Origin of the sequence: Shewanella polaris (assembly GCF_006385555.1) — a bacterium.
GTDB lineage: Bacteria > Pseudomonadota > Gammaproteobacteria > Enterobacterales > Shewanellaceae > Shewanella > Shewanella polaris.
The window spans coordinates 459,439-467,857 of sequence record NZ_CP041036.1; the positions used below are offsets into that span (position 1 = coordinate 459,439).

The window sequence follows — 8,419 nt, forward strand, 5'->3', positions numbered from 1 at the left end:
GGTATAGAATTAAACACAGTGGTATAACCGTTGAGCTTGTCGTTATGTTCTGTGAGTAAATGACGGAGGCATAAAAAACCACTCCGAAGAGTGGTTAGTATTAATGGTTCAATCAATATTATTTATAGCTCCACATTGATAGGCGGTACTATAAAGCCCTGATATGCATCTACCCTCAATTCAGTAAAGCGAGCGAGCTGTTCCTTCTCTTGAATACCCGTCACAATTACTTGAATATCTAAACCTTTGGCTACGTTGACTAACGCTCGGCATAATTCACTGTTATGTTGGTTGTGTTCAATATAAGCAAATGATTGATCTAATTTAACATAGTGTGGGCGCAAGCTTTGTAAATAGGCCATTGAACCAAATTGACGGCCAAAATGGTCAATCCCAAAGAGAGCTCCTGAATCTCGGATGATTTTACAGAGATTTTCACAAGATTCTAAATCGCTATAAACACTCGCTTCAGGAATTTCAAAACAAATGCGATTAGTATATTTATTGGTTCTAAGGAATTGCTTTAACCAAATATGGAAATCAGCATCACTAATACTTTGATAGGTGAGGTTAATAGCAACTCGTTCATAATTACGTTCCAATAAACGGTGCTCACTTACTGTTTCTATTAAACAGCGATCCAGCATTGTACCTAATGAAAGTAATTCTACATATGGCATAAACTGACCAGCATGCAGAATTGTATCGTCTATTTGCAGTTGGCAATATAGTTCTCGTTGACAAATTTCATCTTTGGCACAAAGTTGAATCGGCTGCCAACGGAATTGGAATTTTTTATGTTCTATTGCATGATTCAAATTACTGCGCCACTCTTCTCGAGTGAATAACTGCTTTTGAGTGTTCTCGAACCAATGAAATACTTTGCCTTCTTTAATGGATTGTTGGAGAGCATTATCTGCTTGCGCCAACATATCTGATACAGTCATTTGTCCCAGACGTTCTGCCACACCAATATAAAACTGTTCGTTTGGTTTACAGCCGGATTTAGATATTTCTTTATTAACCGTACGTATTAAACTTTGCAAATACTTAGTTAATTGATCATGTTCACAGTCTTCAACAAGAAAGGCAAATTCATAAGCTGCAATGCGTGCGATAACAGAGGGAGATATTTGATCTTGATGATGTTGTAGTTTTTCAGCCAGAATTCGGATAGTTTCATCCCTAACTTGGAAGCCGTATTTACTATGAACTTCTTCTAGCCAATCCATTTTAACTAAATAAAGTGCACCAGTGCTGGGCTCACTTAACCAACCATTAACGCGACTGACCATATACTGTCTATTGGGTAGTCCGGATACTTGATCGACAAGATTTTTCTTTCTTAACGCGGATACCTCTTCGTCAAGTGAGTTAAATACTTGCTTTAATTGAGCTGACATACTGTTAAATGCATTGACTAATTCTTTTAATTCTTTTGTTTTTGGCGTTGGCATGTCTGGACCAAATTGACGGTCGGCAATTTTTTTTGCGTGTATAGAAAGTGTATTTAAGGGTTTTAAAATCCAACTTAATCCCACTCTTGCAAATACGATAGCAATGAGAAATAAAATTGAAAATAGAATGATAATATCTGAAATGGTTCGCCATAATTCATGGTAGCCAAAACCAGGATGTGCAGTAATTTCGAGTGTTGCGAGTTGTAACCAACCAGAGGTAATTGTGCTCTCTTTTTTTATGGTGTGAAATAGGTTTAGGTCGATAAACCATTGTGGTACATCTTCTACTCGAATTGCATTATTCCATATTTGTTGTTTACCATCGACTAACCAAGTTAACCTAATTTGTTGGTAATAACCGCCCTCAAAAATAACATTAACTAATGTTTCTGCACCAGCATCATCGCCGGCTTCTAAAACTGGCGTTAGCATTAATCCTAATGAATTACTTGCATTATTGAGATCCGATTCCATTTGTGTCGTTAAAAAACGTTGTGTCTCTGAAAATTGCACATAGGCAACACTTGCAATCGTTAACAAGAAAAGCCCGAAAAGTAACGCATAGATCTGCCTGAACAGGGTCATGTTGTCACTACTCCATGTTGAGTTTTGGTTTGCGTAAACGGTCTACGCCTAATCTAAGTTTAAGGTCAGTCCATTTTTCAAGACGCGATGACGAACCAGCTAATACACCCCGGCCTTTTTCTTTGTTTAACCATAATTGCTTACCGTTAAAACTATAGACCGGCAGGAGGTCTTTTCGTTTTGTTGCCAATTTTATCGTTTTATCCAAATTATCGAGCACCAATGGAATCGAATTTGGTTTTTCATAATATGCTAACACCATATGATATTGATTTAATGATGTTGCTTTTACCATAGTGATCCTAAGTTTATCTTCCGCAATACCGAGTTGAAGAAGGGTGAAATACTTTGCAATTGAAAAGTCTTCACAATCACCGCCATTGGCCCCAATAAACTCCATCGGTGATGCCCAGTAATTAGAATCGCCCCACAAGCTTTGATCATCAATGAATCTAAATAAGTTAAAAAATTGATTAACTTTTTCTAACTTGTCTATTTCTGCAAGTTGTTGTGAATCACTGAGAATTTTAAACCAAGCATTTACTCGTAATCCCGCTCGATCTCCATAGCGTTCTGATAATACTGAAACGGTTTCTTGTTGATTTAATTTTTGAGTCGGTGCCGCATATAAACATGAAACTAAAAGAGCCGATGCCATAATGGAAAAATGACAGACTCTTTTATATTGCGATGTTTTTATTTGGCGGTCTTTACGACTCAAAAAATCAATGCCTTGTGTGTCCGTTAGTCAATTTGCCCATCAACCGTGTAGATATTCCATTTCATTTCAGGAACGGTATCATCGGCTGTTACAGCGGCGATAACACGGCGATTACGTTCTTCTGCTTCTGGTGTGCCACTGTTATCAATCGGGCGGTTAAAACTATATCCAATTGCAGTTAAACGGCTAGGATCAATACCAAAGGTGTTTTCGAGTACTTCTACTACCGCCTTGGCGCGCTTCTGAGATAACGCTAAATTTAGCTCATAGCTACCTCGTTTGCTTGTGTGACCCTCAATCGTTACCTTAGTGGTAGGATAGGCTCTCATTATTTCCGCAACACGTTCAATTTGGTCGTAATATTGAGGTTCAATAACATTAGAATTATTACTGAAGAGTATTTTTAATTCTTGGCGTTCGTTGATGTCTTTAATGCTACCACAACCGTAATTGTCGACAGCCGCACCAATATTTGTGCCCATACAGTTATCTCGAGCCATTATTACACCGTCATGATCATTGTCAGCCAGATCAAATTTTTGTAGCGTTGACGAATTATTTTCGACAATATTGTTGAATGAACAACCTACGGTAGTCAGTAATATAAGCAGAATAATTAAATATCTCATTAATTCACGCCTCCTTCATAATCGCGTTCACCGCGCCATTCTTCTGGGCGGGTAACTCGAAGTGAGTCGAGTAGATCGCCAGTCGCATTTAAAACTCGATATCGAGCTGCGATTTCATCATATTCGGTTTGTAAATAATCTTTACGTGCTTCAAATAGTTCATTCTCGGTATCGAGTAAATCGAGAAGGCTACGTTGGCCTAAATTAAATTGTTGCACATAAGCCACTTGAGTCTGTTTAGCCGCTTCAACATGTTCGCGAATGAACTGCTTTTGTGGAGTTAACATTTGGTAGGCATTCCAAGCTAGAGTCATTCCTTCAACTACCTGTCGATAAGCGCGTTGTTGAATTTCTTTGGCTTCGTTGATTTTATAAGCAGTTTCTCTGTCTTTAGCAATATCTTTACCGCCAGCGAAAAGGTTATATTTAACCCGAATCATTCCTACTAACTCATTATTGTAGCCATTGACATTTTGGCTGCTAATTGCGCTATAGCCATCTTCACCATCAGTATCGTTATTCCAATTACCATTCAGCTCTAGGCTTAGTTGAGGGAAATAGGTGGCCTTGGCGGAGCTTCGCTCTTTTTTTGCGGCATTAATGTCGTTTGCTGCTGTTTTTAACACTGGATGCTTCGCTTTTGCTGTAATGATCCCTTGTGCTAAGGTTTCTGGCAGCATGTCGGCATCAGCTACTGGTAAGATTAAGTTATCTGGTTGTGATTCTACAATTCTTATAAAGGCTGCTCGTGCGTCTTCTAAATTATTTTTAGCCGAAATAACATTGGCATTTGCTCGGGCAAGACGACCAGTGATTTGTGATAAATCTGCTATCGAGCCTAACCCTGAGTCTGTCCGCTGTTTTATTTGATCGTAAATCTCTTTATGACTGGCGAGATTTTTTTCAGAGAGTTGTAATACTTGTTCGGTACGGATTACATCAAGGTAAACATTAGTGACATCCAATGCCATATCTTCAGCAGCAGAAAATAATGCCCACTGATCGGCACTGGCTTCAAACGAATAACGATCGACTTCGCTACTGGTATAAAAACCATCGAAGATCATTTGTTTGATACTAAAACCAGCTTCGCCACGCTCTAATTCAATAATACCGTCATCATTGACATCACCTTGACCAGCCTTTCGGCGAGTCGATGGGCTATCTGTTTGTTCCCAGCCATAGCCAGCAGTAATATCAACGGTTGGCATATAACCAGCTACAGCTTGGTTAACTTGTTCTTCACGTGCTTTAAAGCTATTAAAAGCAATACGTAACTCTGGATTGGTGTCCAGTGTATGTGCAACAGCTTGTTCAAGTGTTTGACTTGACGCTGTTGGTGTTATCAACATTGATAAAGCTAAGGCTATAGCACTTAGCTTTTTTTGTTGATTTATAATTGTAGGCATTAAAAACCCTCCCGGTTTCTTCTTAGCGCTCTCTAAGAGCAGTATCTTTTGCTCTTAATATTGGATTTAAAATGTACTCAAGTATAGATTTTTTCCCTGTTATGACATCTACAGATGTAAGCATTCCTGGGATTATTGGCATCTCCGTGCCATCGTCTTTCATTAAACTAGATTCTTGTGTTCGTACTTTTACGATGTAAAAGCTGTTACCTTCTTCATCTTGAGATGTATCGGCACTAATATGTTCAACGGTTCCTTTGAGCCCACCGTAACGAGTAAAGTCATAAGCAGTGACTTTTACTATTGCAGGTAATCCAGGATGTAAAAAAGCAATATCTTTTGGCAATATTTTGGTTTCTATCAGTAATTTATCTTCTGATGGCACTATTTCCATAATATCTTCGCCAGGCTGTACTACGCCACCTAACGTATTAAAGTTGATTTTTTTAATGGTACCAACAACTGGAGATGCTATGACGGCCTTACTGACTTTATCAAATGCACCTATTTGTGCCTGATTCATGCGAGATAGTTTAGTTTGCATTTCATTGAGTTGTGCACGTAAATCGGTAACGTAAACAAATACCGCATCACGGCGCTTTAAGATGGCTTCATCCATAGATGCTTTCGCTTTAGGGCGTAAGATCCTAACAGATTGCAGTTCACCTTGAATATCATTAACTGTGCGTTCAAGTTTTAGCAGTTCAACTTCAGGGACAATACCTTTACGAGCCAAAGGCTTTGTCAATTCTAGTTCGCGAGATACTAATTGATAACTTTTTGTAAGGGTACTTATTTTAGAGGCTAGTTCGTCTGTTTCTTGCTGACGTTGTTGTATTTGACGTACCAAAATTTCTAATTGATTACTTAAATTATCGAGCCGAATTGAATATTCTTGCTGTTGACGTTTAACTAGCTCTGGTTCTTGATCAATAATGTTCTGTGGAAATATCAATTTTTGTTGGGTAATTTTGACTTGTTGGCGCCAGTCAGAAGACATATCTGAAATAATAATACTGTCTAATTCAGTCCGCATGCGGAGTATATTAGTTTGCAATCCATAAACTTCCTGTTCCTGTTGATCAAAGTCTGAGCGGAAACGTGTGTCGTCAATACGAGCTAACGCTTGTCCTTTGGTGACAATAGCTCCTTCTTGAACGTATACATCTTGTAAAATACCGCCATCTAAACTCTGAATAACCTGTAATTGCGAAGAAGGGATGACTTTACCCATTCCTGTTGTTACTTGATCTAACTCTGAGAAATAAGCCCATATAAAAAAGCACACCATCATAGCAGCCAATGACCATATGATAAGACGATGTCCGGAAGGGGCATCGGTCATCATTGCGCCATAAACGTCATCAACCATTTCCAAATCTTCTGTTGTCAGATGCTTACTCATGAATTCTGACCTCCAAAAATTGCTCCAGAGTTGAGTTTTGCAAGAATGTCTTCTTTAGGTCCGTCGGCCATCAAGTGGCCTTTATCGAGTACAATAATACGATCAACTAAATTGAGCAGATGCATTTTATGAGTGATTAATAATAAAGTTCTATCGCGACTGACTAACTGCATCGAACGAATAAATTGTTTTTCTGCTCGAGCATCAAGGCTTGCAGTAGGTTCGTCCATTAAGAGTATCGAAGGATCATTTAGGGTTGCTCGTGCTAGGGCAACGGTTTGTCTTTGTCCCCGACTTAGCGCTAATCCACCTTCACCAACTTGTTGATCCAAACCTTCAGATTCTAAATTGGTAAACAAGCTTACTCCTGAAAGCTGAATCGCTCTCATCAACTGATGTTCAGTGACTTGGCGAGAGCCAAATAAAATATTGTCGCGGATAGAACCATGAAATAAGGTGACATCTTGGGGTAAGTAACCAAAGTTACGTCTCAGGTCGCTAGGGTGAATTTGTCCGACATCAAGACCGTCATAACGCAGGCTACCTTGAGTTGGTTTATATAACCCGAGTAATAGCTTGGCTAACGTACTCTTACCTGACCCATTTCGACCAATAATGGCGATACGTTCTCCAGGATTTATACGTAGAGATAGAGGATGCAGACTTGGTTTTTCTGAACCGGGAAAGCTGAAGCTGATATTATCCGCTTCTATTTTACCCATAAATCGTTCTTTACTGGCTAAATGTCCTTTATCCTCAAACTCATCTTCTTGCCCCATAATGGCGTCAAGTTGACGTAATGAGCTAATAGTATGGTTACCGCGGGTTATTAAGCCAGCTAGCTGAGCCATAGGTGCGATAGCTCTGCTAGAGAGCATGACGGCTGCAATAATGCCGCCCATTGATATTTCGTTATCTGCCAGACGATATACACCCAAAATAACGACTGATACTACCGTCAGCTGTACGATAAAGCTTGCGCTATGACTGATATAATTAGACAGTTTTTTTGTTTTGAGTTGCCAATTTGCAGTGTGACCTATCATTTGTTGCCAGCTTTTTTGTACTAAGCCTTCAGCGCCGTTGGCTTTGATTGATTCTAACGCTGATAGACTTTCAATCAAATGACCATGTTTTAAACTGGCAAAACGATTGCTTTCTTCAATAGCTTGTTTTAATTTTGGCTGTAAATACAAAGTTATTGCAATAATGATTACGCTACCAATTACTGGAATTAGCGCTAAATCTCCTGCAACAATGTAGATAATAATGACAAATAACAAGGCAAAGGGGAGATCAACCAGTGCAGTAATGGTTGCTGATGTTAAAAACTCACGGATGCTGTCAAATTCACCTAATTGTCGAGCCATTCCACCTACACTGGGTGAACGTTTTGATAACGGAATACCAATGGCTTTGGCGAATAATTTTGACGAAACAATAATGTCGACTTTTTTACCTGCCACATCAATTAAATAACTTCTTAATTGGCGCATGATAAAATCGAAAATATAGGCAATACTTGCCCCAATGGCCAATACCCACAGTGACTCAAATGCAAGGTTAGGCACGACTTTGTCATACACATTCATAATGAATAGTGGTGATACTAATGCAAATAAATTAACCAAAACTGAGGCGATAAGAGCATCGCGATAAATGGGCGCAGAGTCTTTAATGCTTTGTAATAACCAATGGCTGCTATTGTCATGAAGGTGAACATCAAAACTCTTATCACCACGGTAATCTTGTTTGACTAAAAATAGATAGCCTACATATAGGGTTTCTAAGCCTTCAATGGTCAGGGTCTCTTCGCCACCTGTTTCAGGTAATTGAATAACGGCTTTATCTTGTTCTAGATTTATTTCTCTTAAAATACAGGCCTTTTTATCCTTTAGTAATAGGATACAAGGCAGCAAAATATCTGAGATTTGGTTGAGGTCTTTTCGGGTTAATTTTGCTGACAATCCCGCTCGAGCCGCAGCTTGTGGCAGTAGTTCAGGGGTAATAACCGCGCCTGATAACGGAAGACCTGCGGCCAATGAATCAATTGAGCATGGGCTGCCAAAGTGTTCTGTTAATAACACTAGGCTATCTAGCAGCGGATCGACTGTTACTCGTTGCGATGCCGAAATTGCCCATTGTTCTTGATGGTTAGACACAGTTGCTGGCACGTATTACTTATCCTTTATAATTATCATTATGTTAGA

The 8,419-nt window shown here is 39.2% G+C and carries 6 protein-coding genes; all 6 read right to left on the reverse strand.

Translation table 11 applies throughout. The annotated features are described in order from the left end of the window. Positions 1 to 122 precede the first annotated feature (122 nt). The 6 genes from FH971_RS02045 to FH971_RS02070 all read right to left on the reverse strand — a co-directional run bounded on the left by FH971_RS02045 (position 123) and on the right by FH971_RS02070 (position 8,383). Positions 123 to 2,045: a bifunctional diguanylate cyclase/phosphodiesterase gene (locus FH971_RS02045; RefSeq protein WP_140233163.1), complete on the reverse strand. Its 1,923-nt coding sequence runs from the start codon at positions 2,043 to 2,045 to the stop codon at positions 123 to 125. A gap of 7 nt (positions 2,046 to 2,052) precedes the next feature. Continuing rightward, positions 2,053 to 2,703, reverse strand: a complete 651-nt coding sequence (locus FH971_RS02050) for a transglutaminase-like cysteine peptidase (RefSeq protein ID WP_140235495.1) — start codon at positions 2,701 to 2,703, stop codon at positions 2,053 to 2,055. Between the two features lie 86 nt (positions 2,704 to 2,789). Beyond that, positions 2,790 to 3,395, reverse strand: coding sequence for an OmpA family protein (locus FH971_RS02055; protein WP_140233164.1), 606 nt, complete (start codon positions 3,393 to 3,395; stop codon positions 2,790 to 2,792). Continuing rightward, a complete protein-coding gene (locus FH971_RS02060) occupies positions 3,395 to 4,804 on the reverse strand; it encodes a TolC family outer membrane protein (protein ID WP_140233165.1) in 1,410 nt (469 codons plus the stop codon). The genes FH971_RS02055 and FH971_RS02060 overlap by 1 nt, the downstream gene beginning before the upstream one ends. A 22-nt stretch (positions 4,805 to 4,826) precedes the next feature. Further along, entirely contained in the window at positions 4,827 to 6,209 is a 1,383-nt protein-coding gene (locus tag FH971_RS02065) for an HlyD family type I secretion periplasmic adaptor subunit (RefSeq protein ID WP_140233166.1), read from the reverse strand. After that, positions 6,206 to 8,383: a type I secretion system permease/ATPase gene (locus FH971_RS02070; protein WP_140233167.1), complete on the reverse strand. Its 2,178-nt coding sequence runs from the start codon at positions 8,381 to 8,383 to the stop codon at positions 6,206 to 6,208. Before FH971_RS02070 ends, FH971_RS02065 begins: the two co-directional genes overlap by 4 nt. Positions 8,384 to 8,419 lie beyond the last annotated feature (36 nt).

Excerpts from the sequence above, each read along its gene's own strand:
- FH971_RS02045 (WP_140233163.1), bottom strand. The coding sequence starts at position 2,045 with ATGACCCTGTTCAGGCAGATCTATGCGTTACTTTTCGGGCTTTTCTTG.
- FH971_RS02050 (WP_140235495.1), bottom strand. The coding sequence starts at position 2,703 with ATGGCATCGGCTCTTTTAGTTTCATGTTTATATGCGGCACCGACTCAA.
- FH971_RS02055 (WP_140233164.1), bottom strand. The coding sequence starts at position 3,395 with ATGAGATATTTAATTATTCTGCTTATATTACTGACTACCGTAGGTTGT.
- FH971_RS02060 (WP_140233165.1), bottom strand. The coding sequence starts at position 4,804 with ATGCCTACAATTATAAATCAACAAAAAAAGCTAAGTGCTATAGCCTTA.
- FH971_RS02065 (WP_140233166.1), bottom strand. The coding sequence starts at position 6,209 with ATGAGTAAGCATCTGACAACAGAAGATTTGGAAATGGTTGATGACGTT.